At 48.2% G+C, this 17,617-nt stretch carries 19 protein-coding genes and 1 pseudogene; 1 reads left to right on the forward strand and 19 read right to left on the reverse strand.

Annotated elements, in window-relative coordinates:
• Positions 1-377 precede the first annotated feature (377 nt).
• Positions 378-1,124, forward strand: a complete 747-nt coding sequence (locus ACTHTA_RS06240; RefSeq protein WP_308111446.1) for a carbonic anhydrase — start codon at positions 378-380, stop codon at positions 1,122-1,124.
• Between the two features lie 62 nt (positions 1,125-1,186).
• On the opposite strand, the gene ACTHTA_RS06245 is transcribed toward ACTHTA_RS06240, so the two are convergent.
• The 19 genes and pseudogenes from ACTHTA_RS06245 to der all read right to left on the reverse strand — a co-directional run bounded on the left by ACTHTA_RS06245 (position 1,187) and on the right by der (position 17,565).
• Positions 1,187-2,821 (reverse strand): CTP synthase, encoded by a 1,635-nt coding sequence (locus ACTHTA_RS06245; protein ID WP_308887748.1) that lies wholly within the window; start codon positions 2,819-2,821, stop codon positions 1,187-1,189.
• A 124-nt stretch (positions 2,822-2,945) separates the two neighbouring features.
• Positions 2,946-4,601 (reverse strand): AMP-binding protein, encoded by a 1,656-nt coding sequence (locus ACTHTA_RS06250; protein WP_308887747.1) that lies wholly within the window; start codon positions 4,599-4,601, stop codon positions 2,946-2,948.
• 94 nt (positions 4,602-4,695) lie between these two features.
• The gene (mnmA, locus tag ACTHTA_RS06255) at positions 4,696-5,799 is read right to left on the reverse strand and encodes a tRNA 2-thiouridine(34) synthase MnmA (RefSeq protein ID WP_440364230.1); all 1,104 of its coding nucleotides are present in this window, start codon (positions 5,797-5,799) and stop codon (positions 4,696-4,698) included.
• A 126-nt stretch (positions 5,800-5,925) separates the two neighbouring features.
• Positions 5,926-6,402, reverse strand: a complete 477-nt coding sequence (locus ACTHTA_RS06260) for a copper chaperone PCu(A)C (protein ID WP_003745926.1) — start codon at positions 6,400-6,402, stop codon at positions 5,926-5,928.
• A gap of 131 nt (positions 6,403-6,533) precedes the next feature.
• Positions 6,534-6,917, reverse strand: a complete 384-nt coding sequence (locus ACTHTA_RS06265) for a diacylglycerol kinase (RefSeq protein ID WP_440364243.1) — start codon at positions 6,915-6,917, stop codon at positions 6,534-6,536.
• A 67-nt stretch (positions 6,918-6,984) separates the two neighbouring features.
• Positions 6,985-7,941, reverse strand: a complete 957-nt coding sequence (gshB, locus tag ACTHTA_RS06270) for a glutathione synthase (protein ID WP_308887745.1) — start codon at positions 7,939-7,941, stop codon at positions 6,985-6,987.
• A gap of 115 nt (positions 7,942-8,056) precedes the next feature.
• Positions 8,057-9,718 (reverse strand): DNA repair protein RecN, encoded by a 1,662-nt coding sequence (gene recN / locus ACTHTA_RS06275; protein WP_440364231.1) that lies wholly within the window; start codon positions 9,716-9,718, stop codon positions 8,057-8,059.
• 199 nt (positions 9,719-9,917) lie between these two features.
• Positions 9,918-10,229: pseudogene (locus ACTHTA_RS06280) on the reverse strand (BCCT family transporter); the annotation flags it as partial.
• A 45-nt stretch (positions 10,230-10,274) separates the two neighbouring features.
• A complete protein-coding gene (gene scpB, locus ACTHTA_RS06285) occupies positions 10,275-10,883 on the reverse strand; it encodes an SMC-Scp complex subunit ScpB (RefSeq protein WP_308887742.1) in 609 nt (202 codons plus the stop codon).
• A gap of 69 nt (positions 10,884-10,952) precedes the next feature.
• Positions 10,953-11,186 carry a glutaredoxin family protein gene (locus ACTHTA_RS06290; protein ID WP_308887750.1) on the reverse strand — a complete coding sequence of 78 codons (234 nt, stop codon included), beginning with the start codon at positions 11,184-11,186 and terminating at the stop codon, positions 10,953-10,955.
• 149 nt (positions 11,187-11,335) lie between these two features.
• The gene (locus ACTHTA_RS06295) at positions 11,336-11,536 is read right to left on the reverse strand and encodes a (2Fe-2S)-binding protein (RefSeq protein WP_003681978.1); all 201 of its coding nucleotides are present in this window, start codon (positions 11,534-11,536) and stop codon (positions 11,336-11,338) included.
• Between the two features lie 227 nt (positions 11,537-11,763).
• Positions 11,764-12,642, reverse strand: a complete 879-nt coding sequence (gene xerD, locus ACTHTA_RS06300; protein ID WP_440364232.1) for a site-specific tyrosine recombinase XerD — start codon at positions 12,640-12,642, stop codon at positions 11,764-11,766.
• Positions 12,643-12,718: 76 nt separating this feature from the next.
• A complete protein-coding gene (locus ACTHTA_RS06305) occupies positions 12,719-13,162 on the reverse strand; it encodes a peroxiredoxin (protein ID WP_003683206.1) in 444 nt (147 codons plus the stop codon).
• A 36-nt stretch (positions 13,163-13,198) separates the two neighbouring features.
• Positions 13,199-13,834: a deoxynucleoside kinase gene (locus ACTHTA_RS06310; RefSeq protein ID WP_070590983.1), complete on the reverse strand. Its 636-nt coding sequence runs from the start codon at positions 13,832-13,834 to the stop codon at positions 13,199-13,201.
• Between the two features lie 96 nt (positions 13,835-13,930).
• A complete protein-coding gene (folK, locus tag ACTHTA_RS06315; protein WP_313971637.1) occupies positions 13,931-14,419 on the reverse strand; it encodes a 2-amino-4-hydroxy-6-hydroxymethyldihydropteridine diphosphokinase in 489 nt (162 codons plus the stop codon).
• 15 nt (positions 14,420-14,434) lie between these two features.
• A complete protein-coding gene (locus ACTHTA_RS06320; protein ID WP_313971638.1) occupies positions 14,435-14,809 on the reverse strand; it encodes a SirB2 family protein in 375 nt (124 codons plus the stop codon).
• Positions 14,810-14,864: 55 nt separating this feature from the next.
• The gene (locus ACTHTA_RS06325; RefSeq protein WP_440364233.1) at positions 14,865-15,434 is read right to left on the reverse strand and encodes a tRNA (mnm(5)s(2)U34)-methyltransferase; all 570 of its coding nucleotides are present in this window, start codon (positions 15,432-15,434) and stop codon (positions 14,865-14,867) included.
• Positions 15,435-15,512: 78 nt separating this feature from the next.
• Complete coding sequence (gene hfq, locus ACTHTA_RS06330) at positions 15,513-15,809, reverse strand: RNA chaperone Hfq (RefSeq protein WP_036493792.1); 297 nt, start codon at positions 15,807-15,809, stop codon at positions 15,513-15,515.
• Between the two features lie 298 nt (positions 15,810-16,107).
• Positions 16,108-17,565 (reverse strand): ribosome biogenesis GTPase Der, encoded by a 1,458-nt coding sequence (gene der, locus ACTHTA_RS06335; protein ID WP_049331367.1) that lies wholly within the window; start codon positions 17,563-17,565, stop codon positions 16,108-16,110.
• Between the last annotated feature and the right edge of the window lie 52 nt (positions 17,566-17,617).

Genomic DNA, 17,617 nt, shown 5'->3' on the forward strand with positions numbered 1-17,617 from the left:
GCCGTAGTGGTCTGCAGTACGCTGTTGGCTGCGTATGTGCAGGTAGTGGAGTACGGCTTGGTATTTGAAGTGTAATGCATATTTGCTCATAAAAAAACTGCACCTTGTGAGTTGGAGGGGGGGATGTCCAACTTTTGGGGTGCAGTTCAATTTTCAGACGGCCTTTCCTATTTAAAGTTGCGACAAAGACAATCATCCCTATTATTGTAATCATTTAATCAAAAATGATTGCTTGATAAATGTTTGCCATATATCAACCTAATATTCCCAAATTGCCACTATCATTAACTTTCTTCTTATGAAGAAGATTTTTTATATCAATAATTTATTTGGTATAAATTTTTCCTTTTACCTAATATAAATAAACAGGATCCCTTATGTTGAACAAACATCTCTTTTTATCTTTGCTAATGGCTGTCTCTACTGCAACGGTATCCGCCGAAACCCATCATGCACATTGGTCTTACACAGGTGAAAACGATGCTGCACACTGGGGCGACTTGAGCGAAGACTTTGCTGTCTGCAAAACAGGCAAACAGCAATCTCCAGTGGACTTCTCCACAACAAAAGCAGTAAAAGGCAAACAACTGGCATACCGTTACAACGTCGCCGACTACAAAGTAGAAAATAACGGCCACACCCTTCAAGCCACGCCGCAAGGCAAGGCCCAAACCATCGTGATTAACGGTAAAACCTATACCTTCAAACAATTCCACTTCCATACGCCGAGCGAACATACTTTCAAAGGCAGACATTTCCCAATGGAAGCGCATTTCGTCCATCAAGCCGAAGACGGTACTTTGGCAGTCATCGGCTCTGTATTTAAACCGGGCAAAAACAATCCTGCCCTGTCCGCACTCACAGCCAAAAAACTGAAAGCAGGCGAATCCGTAACATTGAAAAACTTAAATATCCAAGCCCTGCTGCCTAAAGATAGCAAGTCCTTCCAACTGAAAGGCTCGCTGACAACGCCGCCTTGCAGCGAAAACGTTACTTGGGTTGTCTTAAAAACTCCGGTTCAGGCAGATGCGGCGCAGTTTAAAGCCATGCGCGACATTATCGGCGGCGAAAACAACCGTCCCGTACAACCTTTAAATGACCGTGAAGTCAATGAAGACAAATAACTTCTAAGGCCGTCTGAAAACAAAAAAGCACCCGGAAACGGGTGCTTTTTCAATCACATCAATCAGGATTTTTTGTTACCCAACGCGGCTTTCACAAACGCGCTGAACAAAGGATGGCCTTTGCGCGGATTGGAAGTAAATTCCGGATGGAACTGACACGCAAAGAACCAAGGATGATTTGGCAATTCGATGGTTTCAACCAAACGCTCGCGGCCTGCGGATACGCCGCCGATGACCAAACCGGCTTTTTCCAACTGAGGAACATAGTTGTTGTTAACTTCGTAGCGGTGGCGATGGCGCTCGCGGATATGTTCGCTGCCGTAGATTTTTGCGGCAAGGCTGCCCGGTTTGAGATCAACTTCTTGCGCACCCAAACGCATGGTGCCGCCCAAATCGGCAGATTCGTCACGGGTTTCTACGCTGCCGTCGGCAGTTTGCCATTCGTCAATCAGGGCAACGACAGGCGCGGCGCATTTCAAGTCAAACTCGGTAGAGTTCGCACCCTTCAAGCCTGCAACATCGCGGGCGTATTCGATCAGGGCGATTTGCATACCCAAGCAGATGCCCAAGTATGGTACGTTGTTTTCACGCGCATAGCGTACGGCGGCAATTTTGCCTTCTACGCCGCGTGAACCGAAGCCGCCCGGCACCAAAATCGCGTCCATATCTTTGAGCATGGAAACGTCGCCATTGCCCTTCTCGATGCTTTCACTGTCGACAAAGGTAATTTGTACGTCGGTTTCAGTGTGAATACCCGCGTGTTTCAGGGCTTCGATCAATGATTTGTAGGACTCGGTCAAATCAACGTATTTGCCGACCATCGCAATTTTGACGGTGTGTTTCGGATTTTGAATCGCGTGAACGATTTTCTTCCATTCGGTCAAATCGGCTTGTTTGACATTCAGTTGGAGCTGCTCGGTAATAATGTTGTCGATGCCTTGGTTGTGCAGCATTTCAGGGCATTCGTAAATACTGTCCACATCGTAGCTGCCCACGATGGCACGTTCTTCAACGTTACAGAACAAAGCAATCTTACGGCGCTCGTCCGCAGGCATTTCTCTGTCCATACGGCAGATCAGGATGTCCGGTTGCAAACCGATGCTCAACATTTCTTTAACGGTATGCTGGGTCGGTTTGGTTTTGATTTCACCGGCGGCGGCAATGTAAGGAACATAGCTCAGGTGGGCAAACAATGTATTGTTGCGGCCGAGCTGGCTGCGCATTTGGCGGATGGCTTCCAAGAAAGGCAACGATTCGATATCGCCAACTGTACCGCCGATTTCGACAATCGCCACATCATAACCGGCCGCGCCTTCGTGGATACGGCGTTTGATTTCATCGGTAATGTGCGGAATCACTTGTACGGTACCGCCCAAATAATCGCCGCGACGCTCTTTGGCAATCACGTTTTCATAGACTTGGCCGGTACTGAAGCTGTTGCGGCGGGTCATGGTGGCGTTGATGAAACGCTCGTAGTGACCGAGGTCGAGGTCGGTTTCCGCGCCGTCATCGGTCACGAATACTTCTCCGTGTTGAAACGGGCTCATGGTACCCGGGTCAACGTTGATATACGGGTCGAGCTTAAGCATGGTCACGTTCAAGCCACGCGACTCGAGAATAGTAGCAATAGAAGCGGCGGCGATACCTTTACCCAAAGAAGATACAACGCCGCCGGTTACGAAAATAAATTTAGTCATGATGTGATACCCATGTTGGAATGTGTGATTTTAACTTGAAGCAGCATATTCTGGCAAACGGCAAAAGCTTCAGGCCGTCTGAAAATAACGTTTTCAGACGGCCTTATCATACTGTTTCTATATATCAGCGCAGCTCGCGGCGCAGGATTTTGCCAACGTTGGATTTTGGCAACTCGTCGCGGAATTCGATGTCTTTCGGCACTTTATAAGCGGTCAGTTCTTTGCGGCAGAAATCGATCAACTCTTCCTTAGTTAAAGATGGATCTTTGCGTACAACGAAGACCTTAATCGCTTCACCGGTTTTCTCACTTTTCACGCCGATACAGGCGACTTCCAAGACTTTGTCGTTGCCGGCCACCACTTCTTCGATTTCGTTCGGATACACATTGAAACCGGATACCACAATCAAATCTTTTTTGCGGTCCACCAGCTTCAGCCAGCCTTTTTCATCCATCACAGCAATGTCACCGGTCTCTAAAAAGCCGCGTGCATCGATTGCTTTAGCGGTTTCTTCAGGACGGTTCCAATAGCCTTTCATCACTTGCGGGCCACGCACCCACAATTCACCCGGTTGTCCGATCGGTACTTCCTTACCGTCCGCATCACGCAATTCGACCTCGGTCGAAGGAACAGGCAGGCCGATACCACCGCTGTAAGCTTCAATATTCAAAGGATTACAACATACGCCCGGGCTGGCTTCGGTCAAGCCGTAGGCCTCCACAATCGGCGTACCGGTGATTTTTTTCCATTTTTCCGCCACGGCTCTTTGCGTTGCCATACCGCCGCCCAAAGTCAGCTTCAAACGGGAAAAATCGACTTCGGCAAAATCTGGACGGTTGACCATCGCATTAAACAGGGTATTCACACCGATGAATACGCTAATCGGCTCTTTTTTCAATTCACCGACAAATCCTTTCATGTCGCGCGGATTGGTAATCAAGATGATTTTAGAACCGGTATTGGCGAAAATCATCAGGTTTACCGTCAAGGCAAAGATATGATAAAGCGGCAACGCGGCAATGACCGTTTCTTTGCCTTCGTGCAGGCTGTTTTTAATCCATTCTTTTGCCTGCAACATATTGGCGCAGATATTGCCGTGACTGAGGACGGCGCCTTTCGCCAAACCGGTCGTACCGCCCGTATATTGCAGCAAAGCAGTATCGTCGCGCGTCAACTCGACTGGTTTGAACGAATTGGCCGCACCTTGCTTCAAGGCCGTCTGAAAAGTCACGGTATTGGGAATGCGGTATTCCGGCACCATTTTTTTCACTTTGCGGATGACGAAATTCATCAACGCGCCTTTAATCATGCCGAACATCTCGCCGACCGACGCGACAATCACATGTTTAATTTGCGTACGCGGCAACACCAACTCCAATGTATTGGCAAAGTTCTCCAACACGACAATCGTTGTCGCGCCGCTGTCTTTCAACTGATGCTCCAACTCGCGCGGCGTATAAAGCGGATTCGTATTCACTGCCACCAAACCTGCCTGCAAAATACCGAAAAGCGCAATCGGATATTGCAAAACGTTCGGCATCATAATCGCCACACGCTCGCCGCGCGGCAGTTTCAATACGTTTTGCAGGTAAGACGCAAAATCAGTCGCCAACTTGCCCACTTCGGCATAAGTCAGCGTTTTGCCCATGTTTTGAAAAGCAGGTTTATCCGCGAATTTCTCGACACTTTGACGGAATACGTCGCTGATGGAGCTGTATTGAGAAATATCGATTTCAGAGTTTACGCCTTGTTCATAGCTTTTGAGCCAGAGTTTTTCCATATTGATCAGTCTTTTATTTAGTCGTTTTTTGAAATCGAGGCCGTCTGAAAGGCTTTATTTCAATCCGCCGCTTCGTTTTCAGATGGCCCTTTTATTAAGCAGTAATAATGACAGGCTTGTCGGTGGACATGATGATACCGCCGCCCAAGCACACATCGCCGTCATACAGTACCGCAGATTGTCCGGGGGTTACCGCCCATTGCGGCTCGTCAAAGACAAGCTCGACGGTTTCATCATCCAAGTAACGCAACGTACAAGGTGCGTCAGCCATACGGTAGCGCGTTTTGCAGGTATAGCGTCCTTCTTTCGGGCGTTCGGGCAATGTGAAACTCAAATCGTTCATGATCAGGCTTTGCGTATAAAGCAAAGGATGGTCATGGCCTTGGACGACAATCAGTTCGTTTTTGGTCAAATCCTTGGCCGCCACAAACCATGGCTCACCTGCGCCACCTATACCCAAGCCTTTGCGTTGGCCCAGCGTGTAAAACATCAAGCCGACGTGTTCGCCGACTACTTTGCCTTCAGGGGTCACCATTTTGCCATTATTGGTCGGCAGGTATTTTTGCAAAAACTCGCGGAACGGGCGCTCGCCGATAAAGCATATGCCGGTACTGTCTTTTTTGGTTGCGGTCGGTAATTTGAATTCTTCGGCAAGACGGCGGACTTCAGGCTTCTCCAAATCGCCCAACGGGAAAATCGCACGCTCGAGTTGGAAAGGTTTGAGACGGTACAGGAAATAGCTTTGGTCTTTATTTTGATCCAAGCCTTTGAGCAGGTAATGCACGCCGTTGCGAACTTCTTTTCGGGCATAGTGTCCGGTGGCAATAGTATCGGCGCCCTGCTCTATGGCGTAGTCCAAAAAGCATTTGAATTTGATTTCGGCATTGCACAAGACATCCGGATTCGGCGTGCGGCCTGCGCTGTATTCTTTGAGGAAATAGGCAAATACGTTGTCTTTGTATTGTGCGGCGAAATTGACGATGTCGATGTCGATGCCGATGATGTCGGCGACGGCAATGGCATCGAAGGAATCTTGTTTGATGCTGCAATATTCGTCGTTGTCGTCATCTTCCCAGTTCTGCATGAACACGCCGCTGATTTGATGGCCTTGCTGTTTGAGCAGGGCCGCGGTAACGGATGAATCGACGCCGCCGGAGAGGCCGACGATGATGTTTGCTGGTGTGTTGTGAGTATTCATGAGCGGAATGTGGGTTTCAAATACATTTTTTAAAGTGGGATTTTAGCACATTTTGATTTGACGACAGAAAAGGCCGTCTGCAAGCCCAATGACTTTCAGACGGCCTTTATATGCAAATTTAAGCAATTAGTGCTGATGTGCGCCACCGTGTGCGCCGTGGTCGTGCTGCATTTCGGTTTTAGGCGCGGTTTTCACTTCCAGCTCGACAGTTTGAGGTTTGGCGTTTTTGAATTTCAGGGTTACAGGCACTTTTTCGCCTTCTTTCAATTGTTTTTTCAGACCCATGAACATAACGTGGTAGCTGCCCGGTTTCAGCTCGGTTACGCCTTTTGCCGCCAAAGGCACGCCGCCTTTAACTTCGCGCATACGCATAACGCCGTTGTCGTTAATATGGGTATGTACTTCAACGCGTTCTGCAACAGGGCTGCTGCCGCCTACCAAGAAGTCTTGTTTGGCTTCATCGTTTTGGATTTTCATGAATGCGCCACCCATTTTCATACCTTCGACAGTGGCACGCGCCCAACCGTCTTCGATATGGATACCGGCTGCAGATACGGAAGTTGCCAAGCCTGCCAGAATCAGGGTTGCCATTAATTTTTTCATGTTTTGCTCCTTGTGTTTGCCAAATGGCTGGGATATACAGCCTTCATCTTACAACCAAAGGCCGTCTGAAAACTTTGATATAGATTAATTAATACTATCTAATCCTAACGAATTACTATATTACCACATTTTTAAGCAGTTAATGCAATAACCCAAACAATAAATAACATGAACAAAGCCATCAATTGCGCGGCCGAGCCGGCATCTTTGGCACGCTTGGCCAGCTCGTGTTTTTCAGTAGAGGTATGGTCAACGGCTGCTTCGACGGCGGTATTAAACAATTCGGTAATCAATGAAATAAACGATGCGGCAATAAGCACCATTTTAATGGCCGGTCCGAAATCAAGGAATAAGGCCAAGACAATTAAAATCAGGTTCAGCCAAAAAACTTGGCGAAATGCGCTTTCATAACGATACGCGGCAGCCAGTCCGTCTTTGGAATAACCAAACGCATTGATAATGCGCTTGATACCGTTTTTTCCTTTTTTCTCGGAAGCGTAGGAAGATGGTTTCATCATATACTCAACATAAAAAGGCCGTCTGAAAAAAACGGTCGGATCAATTTTCAGACGGCCTTTGGATTTATTGTTTTGCCCAAGATGCCACGGCATCTGCGAACATGGCGGCAACGTCGAAATCTTTTTGCTTCATGATTTCTTGGAAGCCGGTCGGGCTGGTTACGTTGACTTCGGTCAGGTTGCTGCCGATGACATCCAAACCAGCAAGCAAAATACCGCGGTGCTTCAATTCAGGCGCAAGGGTTTCTGCAATCTCACGGTCGCGCTCGCTCAACTCCTGCGCCACGCCGCGGCCACCGGCAGCCAAGTTGCCGCGTGTTTCGCCATTTTGCGGAATGCGCGCCAAAGCATACGGAACAACTTCCCCGCCGATAATCAGAATGCGCTTGTCGCCATGTACGATTTCAGGAATATAACGTTGCGCCATGATGGTGCGTGAATCAAGCTGCATCAGGGTTTCCAAAATACTGCCGATATTGGGGTCGGATTCGCTCAGGCGGAAAATGCCCATACCGCCCATGCCGTCCAAAGGTTTGATGATGATGTCGCCGTGTTCTTTCAAAAAGGCACGGACATCGGCGGAACGTGTGGTAACCAAGGTTGGCGCGGTAAACTGGTTGAAGTTCAAAATAGCCAATTTCTCATTGAAATCGCGCATTGCCTGCCCGCTGTTAAACACTTTTGCGCCCTGCTGCTGCGCCAACGTCAAAAACTGGGTCGCATACAGATATTGCATATCAAACGGCGGATCAGTGCGCATAATGACCGCATCGAAATCTTTTAAGGCCGTCTGAACTTTTGCCTCTGCTTTAAACCATTCATGATCGTCATCGTTCTTCGCGCCGACAAACTCAAATGCCGCTGCCTGAGCCACCACCAAGCCTTCACGGACGGACAATTCTCCGCTCAAGGTATGAAAAAGCTGCCAACCGCGCTTTGCCATTTCACGCATCATGGCGTAAGTAGTGTCTTTATAGGTTTTAAAACTTGCCATCGGATCGGCGATAAACAGGACTTTCATCAAAATTTCCTTGTAAACAGACAATATAATCATACCTTGTATTCTGCCTGCCTGAAAAGGTGGCAAAATATAGAAAAGGCCGTCTGAATTCTATTTTCAGACGGCCTTGAGGCTTTTAGGCGGCTGCCAAATGCAAGAGTTCGGCGGCATGGCTGCGTGTGGTATCGGTAATGATTTCGCCACCCAACATACGCGCGATTTCCTCAATGCGCTGATGATGGTTCAAGACGCTGATTTCGCTGACGGTTTGTTCTCCTTCGCTATGCTTGCGCACCTGCCAATGGTTTTCACCGCAAGAGGCAACTTGAGGAAGATGGGTTACCGCCAAGACTTGATGTTTTTTACCTAAGGCACGCAAAGCTTTACCGACCATTTCAGCGACGCCGCCACCAATACCGGTATCCACTTCATCAAAAATTAATGTCGGCACTTGCGTGTATTGGCTGGCAACCACTTGCAAAGCCAAGCTGATACGCGCCAATTCGCCGCCGGAAGCCACTTTGTTCAAAGGACGGGACGGATTGCCTTTATTCGCCGCCACTTGGAATTGCACCTGCTCCAGACCATGTGCGGTCGGCGAAGACGGCAACAAGACGATATCAAAACGTGCGCCTTTCATGGCCAAATGCTGCATATGCTCGGTGGTCTCTTTGCCCAAACGGCCGGCTGCCTGATGGCGCATGGCGGAGAGAATATGCGCGGCTTCATGGTATTCGGCAAGATTGCGTGCGACTGTATTTTCCAAGGCTTCCAAATCGGCAGCCGCTTGCAGGTTTTGCAGGCGCTCGTCAATTTCTACCAACTTTTGCGGCAACTCTTCCGGCTCAATGCGGTATTTGCGCGCCATGCTCATCAATTCGCCCATACGGCTTTCTTGTGCGGCCAATTCATTAGGATCGATATCACTGCGACCGGCCACATCGCGCATATTGGCACTGATTTCACCCAATTCTGCCTCAATACTTGCCAACATATTCAGACTCTCGGCGAAGCGCGGCTCAATGTTTTGCAGATTGCCCAATAATTTTTGGCATTGATAGATTTGACGTTGGATGCCGTTGTCTCCGTCTATGCTGTCACCTACTTGTTCGGCGGTTTGCAGCAACTCGGCCGAATGCGCCAGGCTGTCGTGGCTTTGGCTTAAGGTTTCCCATTCGTTGGGCTTGAGCTCCAATTGGTTCAATTCATTAAACTGCCATTCCAAACGCTCGCGTTCGATGGCCATGGTTTCTGCCTGCTTTTGTGCTTCTTGCAGTGCCTTTTTCGCATTGACCCAATTTTGATAAAGCTGTTTGACCGTTTCTGCCTGCTCTTTGCTGCCGGCAAACGCATCCAATAACTCGCGTTGCGCAGATTCTTGATTCAATGAGTGATGGGCATTTTGGCCGTGAATATCGATTAACTGCTCGCCGATGGCTTTCAGTTGCGCCAATGTTGCTGCCTGATTATTGATATAACTGCGGCTTTTACCCTTGGCGTCGATAATACGGCGGATGCTGAGCTCTTCGGCATCTTCTTCCAAAAGGCCTTGCTCCTGCAGCTGCGCTTTCAGTTCGAGCAAACCGCTGATGTCGAATAAAGCCGACAACTGCGCTTCTTTGGCGCCGCTGCGCACTTGGCTGTAATCGGCTTTATCGCCCAACAACAGGCCAATCGCATCCAGAGTAATCGATTTGCCTGCACCGGTCTCGCCCGTCAATACGGTAAAGCCGTTTTGAAAATCAAGATTTAGGTTTTCAACAATGACAAAATCACGCAAAGAAAGTGCCAACAGCATTGTAGTATTCCTTAGTAAATTACCCGCACCTATGCGGAATATCTTTAGATAAGCTGATTATAACTAAGATTTTTTATAGTTTGAATCAGATTTTTCTTATAATTTATCTAAGATATTTATTTTAAACAAATTATTTTTAAAGCAGTCAATAAAAAGGCCGTCTGAATATTGCTACATGTTCAGACGGCCTAAATTTATTTTACTCTGCCAGTTCTACTTGTTCATGCCTCATCAATTCCTGCCCCACTCCGGCAAGCAGGTTCAGATAACGCTCATACTGCTTGAGCATATCGGCAATCAATTCTTTTTGCATCATATATTGCACATCGTATCCATCGCGCCCATCCGAGAAATACGTCAACGGTATGAACGTTGCCGCATATTTGAAATGAGGCAGGCCGTCTTCGCGAATCAACTGGTCGGTAATTTCCCGCTTTACGGATTTAATCCCATAGACAAAGTCCCTTACCGTCCCTTTATGCACCACTAGCTCCACCGACGGCTCATCTTGTTGCAATCTGAAACACGATTGTTTCAGACGGCCTTTACATTCAAATCAGTTAATCAGTCTGTTTCCTGATTCAACTGCTTCTTCAACCTCCTCATCGCCTGTCGGCGGCGTTTCCATCAAATCAGGCAACACCAGCTCGCCCAATTCAGTCAGCGGCGGCAATTCTTCCAAACTTTCCAAACGCAAATCGCTTAAGAATGTTGCCGTCGTCGCCCACAAAGCCGGACGGCCGACAGAATCACGGTGGCCGATGACTTCAATCCAGCCTCTATCCTGCAAGGTTTGCATGACATTTTGCGACACCGCTACGCCGCGTATACCTTCGATATCGCCACGCGTTACCGGTTGCTGATAGGCAATAATCGCCAGTGTTTCCATCACGGCGCGGGAATAACGCGGCGCACGTTGCTCTTGCAGGCTGCCCAGTCGTTCAAATGCGGCTTGGGCGATTTGGAAGCGCCAACCCTCATGAGTATGCACCAGTTGCAAAGCCCTGCCCTGCCAACGTGCTTTCAGTTGCGCCAATACGTCAATCAGTTTGTCTTGCGACAACGGCGGCACGCACAATTCGCGCATGGCTTTTTCGTTTAAGGGTTCGATTTGCGTCAACAGCGCCGCTTCAATCAGCGCATCGGGAGAAAGTTTTTCAGTCATAATAAAATCAATGTTCAGACGGCCTAAACAGCCAAAGGCCGTCTGAAAGATAATATGGTCAACGGTTTGTTACGCGCTCAAATGCGCTTTCAGTTTTTCTTCGTCCAAAAACCAATGGCAGATTTCGGTATCGCCATCCAGTAAAACAGGCACCAGCTCATTGTACTTTTCTTCTAAAACCGGATCGGCATCAACATCGACAATATCCAGCTCAAATCCAAACTGATCCTGATAAGGATTTAATTGTTCGCGCATTTTGTGGCATAGGCTGCAATATTCCCGAAACATCAAGGTCAGTTTCATGGCGGTTACTCTCGGAGGGACAAAAGCGGCCATTGTATAGCAAAATGCTTCCAAACCATACAGGCATGACAAAGGCCGTCTGAACAGGCGCGAAACGAAATCAAGGATTTCTGTCACGCCTTCAGACGGCCTTTATGTGTATTCTAAAATTAAGACTGAACGTTGATACCGGCAGTCACGGTATTTTGGGCACTGCTTGCAGTCAAAAATGACGCTGCCAATTCGCCGCAGCAACCGCAACAAGTCGCCACGCCTAATTGAGCCTGCAAATCGCTCATAGTAGTTGCACCGGCGGCGATGGTCTCTTTGATGTCGTGGTCAGTAATGGCATTGCAGATGCATACGAACATGATGTGCTCCAATTATTTTGTTACTCTCTGTAATTGAGAGTAGGATTTATTCTTAAACGTAAATATAAATAAAAACGGTTTGCATTGCAATATTGACACAGCCCTTTTACTTTGAAATTTTTCTATGAAATTTTATATTTTGATTGATATTTTATAATTCTGAAGTTTGATAACCTTTCAGACGGCCTTAATAACAAAAAGCGGCATTTTCGAGATGCCGCCTTTATTTATGAACGGGAATGGTGTTCATCGACCATGTTTTTCAAACGGATATTGGCAACATGGGTATAAATCTGCGTGGTATTGATATCGGAATGTCCCAACATCATCTGGACTGAGCGCAAATCGACGCCGTGATTGACCAAATGCGTGGCAAAAGCATGACGCAAGCCGTGCGGACTGAGCGAAGCAATCCCAGCCGCTTCGGCATATTCTTTGACTATCATCCATGCAAGCTGACGGCTGATGCCGCTGCGTTTTTGGCTGACAAACACTTCGTCGCAGATTTTGTTTTTTAGCAACAACGGGCGCGATTCGTTGCAATAGCGTTCTACCCAATATGCCGCCTCCTGCCCCAGCGGAACCAGGCGCAATTTGTCGCCCTTGCCTATGGTACGGATACTGCCGCGATGTAAATCGATATCGCTGAGCGTCAATTTGATGGCTTCGGTCACGCGCAAGCCTGTTGCATACATGACTTCGAGCAAGGCTTTGTCGCGCAGTCCGTGCGGCGTTTCTACGTCCGGTGCAGCCAGCAGCGCGTCGATTTGGGATTCAGTAATCAGCGTAGGCAGTTTGCGTTCCGATTTCGGCGCTTTGAGAAAACGGGTGGGATTGTCTGCTCTTTGGCCTGTTTCTTCCAACCAGCCGTACATGCGCTTGCAAGCCGACAATGCCCGCGCTTGGGACGTGTTTTTTTCCCCCTCCGCATACACGGCATCAGACAGGGCAAATTCATCGGCACTCAACCAATCCTGCCCGCCCTCGGCCAAACGCGCGACAACTTTGACCAAATCACGGCGGTAACTTTGCAGCGTATTGTGGCTGAGCCTGTCTTGCAGCCAAAGGGATTCAAGCAGCTTGTCTATTAAATCGTCCATATTCATCAAACTGTATTGAAAGGCCGTCTGAACGGCATGACTTTACATCCATTCAGACGGCCTTAGGTTTTCAAAGCCCTATTTAAGAGGCTTGAGAAATTGTATCCAAAACTTCCTGCGCGTGTCCGGCCACTTTGACTTTGCGCCATTCATGGGCGATTTCGCCGTTTTCATCCAACACAAACGTACTGCGCTCGATGCCGAGGGATTCTTTGCCGTAAAGCTTTTTCAGCTTGATCACGTCAAACAGTTTGCAGACGGTTTCTTCTTTGTCGCTCAACAATTCAAACTGAAAGCCTTGTTTGGCGCAGAAATTCTGATGCGATTTGACACCGTCGCGCGAAATGCCGACAACGGTATAGCCCAATGCTTTGAATTGCTCCAATCGGGCATTGAAATCCAAGCCTTCGGTGGTACAGCCGGGCGTGCTGTCTTTAGGATAAAAATAGACAACCAACGGCAAATGTTCGGCGGAGTTAAAATCACTACCGGAAGAAGATGGGAGTGTGAATTGATATTTTGACATATTATTCCTTTCAGACGGCCTAAACCTAGCCTGCATTTATTTTTCGCTTAAATTCAAATAACTTCGCGTACCTTGAAAATCTTCTAATGCGCGCAACAAAAGCTGGAAATGATCGTCATTGCCGGCTAAATCTAACTCATCGGCATTGACGGTCAGCAAAGGCGCACTTTGATACAAATGGAAGAAATGGCTGTATTCGTCATGCACCCGTCCCAAATAACCTTCGGGAAACAAGCTGATGATGCCTTCGTGACGTTTTTGCAGGCGTTTGCGGTTGTTTTCGACGGCGGTTTGCAGATAAATCACCACATCGGGCTCCGCGTATTGCGGCAGAATGCGTTGCTTCATATCGGCAAAAAGCTGCTGCTCGTCATCATTCAAAACGATAGGTGTAAAAATACGGTCTTTTTCCGGCAGAAAATCAGCCACAACCATTCCGCCTTGCGCGCATTGGTCTTCAATAATATTCACGCTTTCAGCGCGGCGCGTTAGGAAGAAAAGCTCGGCAGCCAAGCCATTATTGGAAACATTGCTGTAAAACTTCATGAGAAACGGATTGTGATCCGGATTCTCCGACAACAGCAACGCGCTGAAATGCTCTGCCAAACGGCGGCTCAAAGCGGTTTTGCCGCTACCGATGGCGCCTTCGACAACAATATAACGAGGATTCATAGTAACTCTTTGTAATGTGTTTCCCAACAATATTTTATAGCAAAAAAGGCGTGTCCAACACGCCCTTTCTTGTTTTAGTCCGTTTTCAGACGGCCTTTATTCTTTCAACAGGCGAATCCCCTGCCCGCCCAAAGCCTGAGCCAAATCAGCCGCACGGCCATGCTCGCCCAACTCAAAATCCGGCAGAATTTCAGCCAGCGGCAACATCACGAAACTGCGCTCATGCGCGCGCGGATGCGGCAAAGTCAGATGCGGGTCATCGCTACGGATACCGTCAAAATCGATGATGTCTAAATCCAAAGTACGCGGCGCATTACGGAAGGTACGTTCGCGCCCAAATTCGGCCTCGATGCGGTTTAACTCCGCCAACAGCGCCACGCCGTCCAATGAAGTTTTCACGGTACAAACGGCGTTCACAAAATCGGGCTGATCGTCATAGCCGACTGGTGCAGTCAGATACAGGGAAGAAGCCTTTTCGAGCCGGATATGCGGATGCGCGTCCAATTCGGCCAAAGCGGCGCGAACCTGTTCGGCCGGATTGGCAAGATTGCTGCCCAAAGCGATAACGGCAAAATGCGGATACATTTCAGACGGCCTCTTTTAAAACGGCAGCGTTTTGGTTTTGGCTAGGAAAACAATCGTGGCAACACACGACATGGCCAAAACGTAGACAATATAGAATTTCGGCGAACGCGGATGCGAACGCATCATAATCATGCCCAACACAATATAAACCAGCAACAGCAGGATTTTCATGCCGAGCCACGGCGCATTGAACGGTGAAAAATGGGTAATCTTCATCAGCCACAAGCCGGTAAACAGCAACATGGTGTCGTTCAAATGCGGCATGGCTTTCCAAATGCCTGCCAACGGCTTCTCAGGATGACGCCAGAGCAGGAAAAAACGAATGTTGAACAACAGGATGGTGATGGCAACGAAAATCTGATGGCTGTATTTTACAAACAGATATTGCATGGCAGTTTCTTATGTTGAGAGTTGAAAAACAAAGCAGCTATTTTACCGCAAACATCTATTTCTGACGCAACTTTTCAATTGCCAGCAGATAGGGCGGCGCATTACGGCGGTTGACAAAGCCATAGCGTAACACGGCAAAAGCTTCCTGCGGCAAAGTTTCCGCCCATTGCACAATCGCTTCAGCCTCTATTCGGCCGGCTTCATGTCCCGGATACAATACCGCCACGGCAAGCCCGCCCTCTTTCAACAAACCCAAAGTATCCGTCAGCGCACGGATACTGCTTGCCGCTTCAGTTGTACAGCTTTTATCGCCACCCGGCAGCCAACCGAAATTAAATACTGCGGCATCTAAAGGCTCGTCGATATAAGATAAAAGGGTTTCATGGCCGTCATGTATCAGGACAACTCGGCCATCTACGTCATTTTCTTTCAGACGGCCTTGAGTCTGCATTAATGCTTTAGATTGCACATCAAACGCCCACACCCTACCCGTCTCGCCAACCGACTGCGCCAACAGCAAAGTATCATGCCCGTTTCCGGCCGTTGCATCCAAAGCGCGGCCGCCTGCTTTTAAAGCTTGTCGTAAAAGGGAGTGGGCAAAGGGAAGAATGTTTTCAAGCAGCATGATAAAGGTCGTCTGAAAATAAAAATACCCTACCGCAAAAGCGGTAAGGTATTGAAAAACAGGAATGCGTTACATCATTTATTCGGCAGGTTGTTGCACAGTCTCAACTTGAACCGGAGCAGCTGCGGCAGCGGCTTGAGGTTGTTTGTTTTCGTGTTGCAGGCTGACTGCGCGTGCAGGAACGATTGTTGAGATAGCGTGTTTGTAAACCATTTGAGTGACGGAAGTATTACGCAACAGAACAACGTACTGGTCGAATGATTCCACTTGGCCTTGCAGCTTGATGCCGTTTACCAAGTAGATTGAAACCGGAACGTGCTCTTTACGCAACGCATTCAAAAAAGGATCTTGTAACATTTGTCCTTTAGCTGTCATATTCTTGAGCTCCATTATTATGATTGTAAAGACGCCAAAATTGGCGTTTGATGGGATTGTAGCCCCGAATAGGATAAATTACCAACTATTTTTTTCTATCACACCGTTTAGGAATCCAGCAATAAGGGAACTTTCCAGTCAAACCGACTGTTTCATTTCCATATTCACAACAATCCCAAATCTAAATTTGATGTTTTTTTAAATTCGGCAAACCCTATCGAAAATATGCCATGAAGTTCTAATGAGCTGTTTTTCATTATAAAAAAGCCGTCTGAAATTGTTCAGACGGCCTTTGTGCTTATTTGCTGAATTGTTTTTTCACGCTGACTTTGGTTTTCTTCTTGAAGCGGTTTTTCTCTTCCTTGCGGCCTTCGCGTTTCTCAATACGGTTGCTCAAGCTGACACGGCGCAGTGGTTTTTTCTTCGGTTTATCTTCCGCATTTTCATACGGGTTTTCCGAAACATTGTATTGAATTCTGAGCGGCGTACCTTGCAGATTGAAGGCTTTGCGGAACGTTTGGGTCAAATAGCGTGTGTAGCTGTCTGAAATCGCGTGCAGCGAATTACCGTGAACCACAATCACCGGCGGATTCATGCCGCCTTGGTGGGCATAACGCATTTTCGGGCGCACCAAGCCAGCACGCGGCGGTTGTTGCCGCTCAATCGCGCTTTGCAATACGCGCGTGATTTTCGGCGTCGGCATCTTAATCATCGCCGCGTTGTAGGCAGCCTGAATGCTTTCAAACAAACCGTCTATACCGCGCTCTTTCAACGCAGAAATAAAGTGGAACTTAGCAAAATCAAGGAAATACAGTTTGCGGTTGATATCGCGTTTCACTTGCTCGCGCCGCTCTTCGCTGATGCCGTCCCATTTGTTGACCGCTACCACCAAGGCACGGCCTGCTTCCAAGGCAAAACCTGCAATCGTTGCATCTTGATCGGCGATATCTTGTTGAGCATCCAACACCAAAACAGCAACGTTTGCCGCTTCAACCGCCTGCATGGCTTTGATAACAGAGAATTTTTCTACTGCTTCATCTACTTTGCCGCGACGGCGCACACCTGCGGTATCGATGATGGTAAACGGTTTGCCTTCACGTTCAAAATCAATATGGATACTGTCGCGTGTCGTGCCTGCCATATCGAAGGCAATCACGCGCTCTTCGCCGAGAATGGCGTTTACCAAGGTCGATTTACCGACATTTGGACGGCCGATTACAGCAAAAACAGGATGTTTCGCTTCTTCCTCTTCCTTTTCAGGCTCAGGGAAGGTTTCCAAAATATCTTCAATCAGATAATACACGCCATCGCCGTGCGCACCTGAAATCACATAAGGATCACCCAGTGCAAGTTCGTAGAACTCGGCAGCAAGCACGGCTCTATTGCCTCCCTCGCCTTTATTCACGGCCAAATAAACGGGACGCGGGCTTTGGCGCAAACGGTCGGCAATGATTTTGTCTTGCGGCGTCAAACCGGTACGGCCGTCCACCAAAAACACAACTGCATCGGCTTCATCGACAGCCTGCAAGGTTTGTTTTGCCATTTCGTGCAAAATGCCGCTGTCCACAACCGGCTCAAAACCGCCGGTATCGATAACCAAATAAGGTTTGCTGCCGACTTTGCCATGACCGTAATGTCGGTCACGCGTCAGGCCGGGCAAGTCATGCACGAGCGCGTCTTTGGTGCGCGTCAAACGGTTGAATAAAGTAGATTTGCCGACATTGGGGCGGCCGACAAGCGCGATGGTTGGTTTCATAATTGAGTCTTTCTGTGTCAAGTGTCGCCTAAAAACGGGAGCGGAACACAAG

Source organism: Neisseria sp. P0013.S005 (genome assembly GCF_051958425.1).
Taxonomy (GTDB): domain Bacteria; phylum Pseudomonadota; class Gammaproteobacteria; order Burkholderiales; family Neisseriaceae; genus Neisseria; species Neisseria subflava.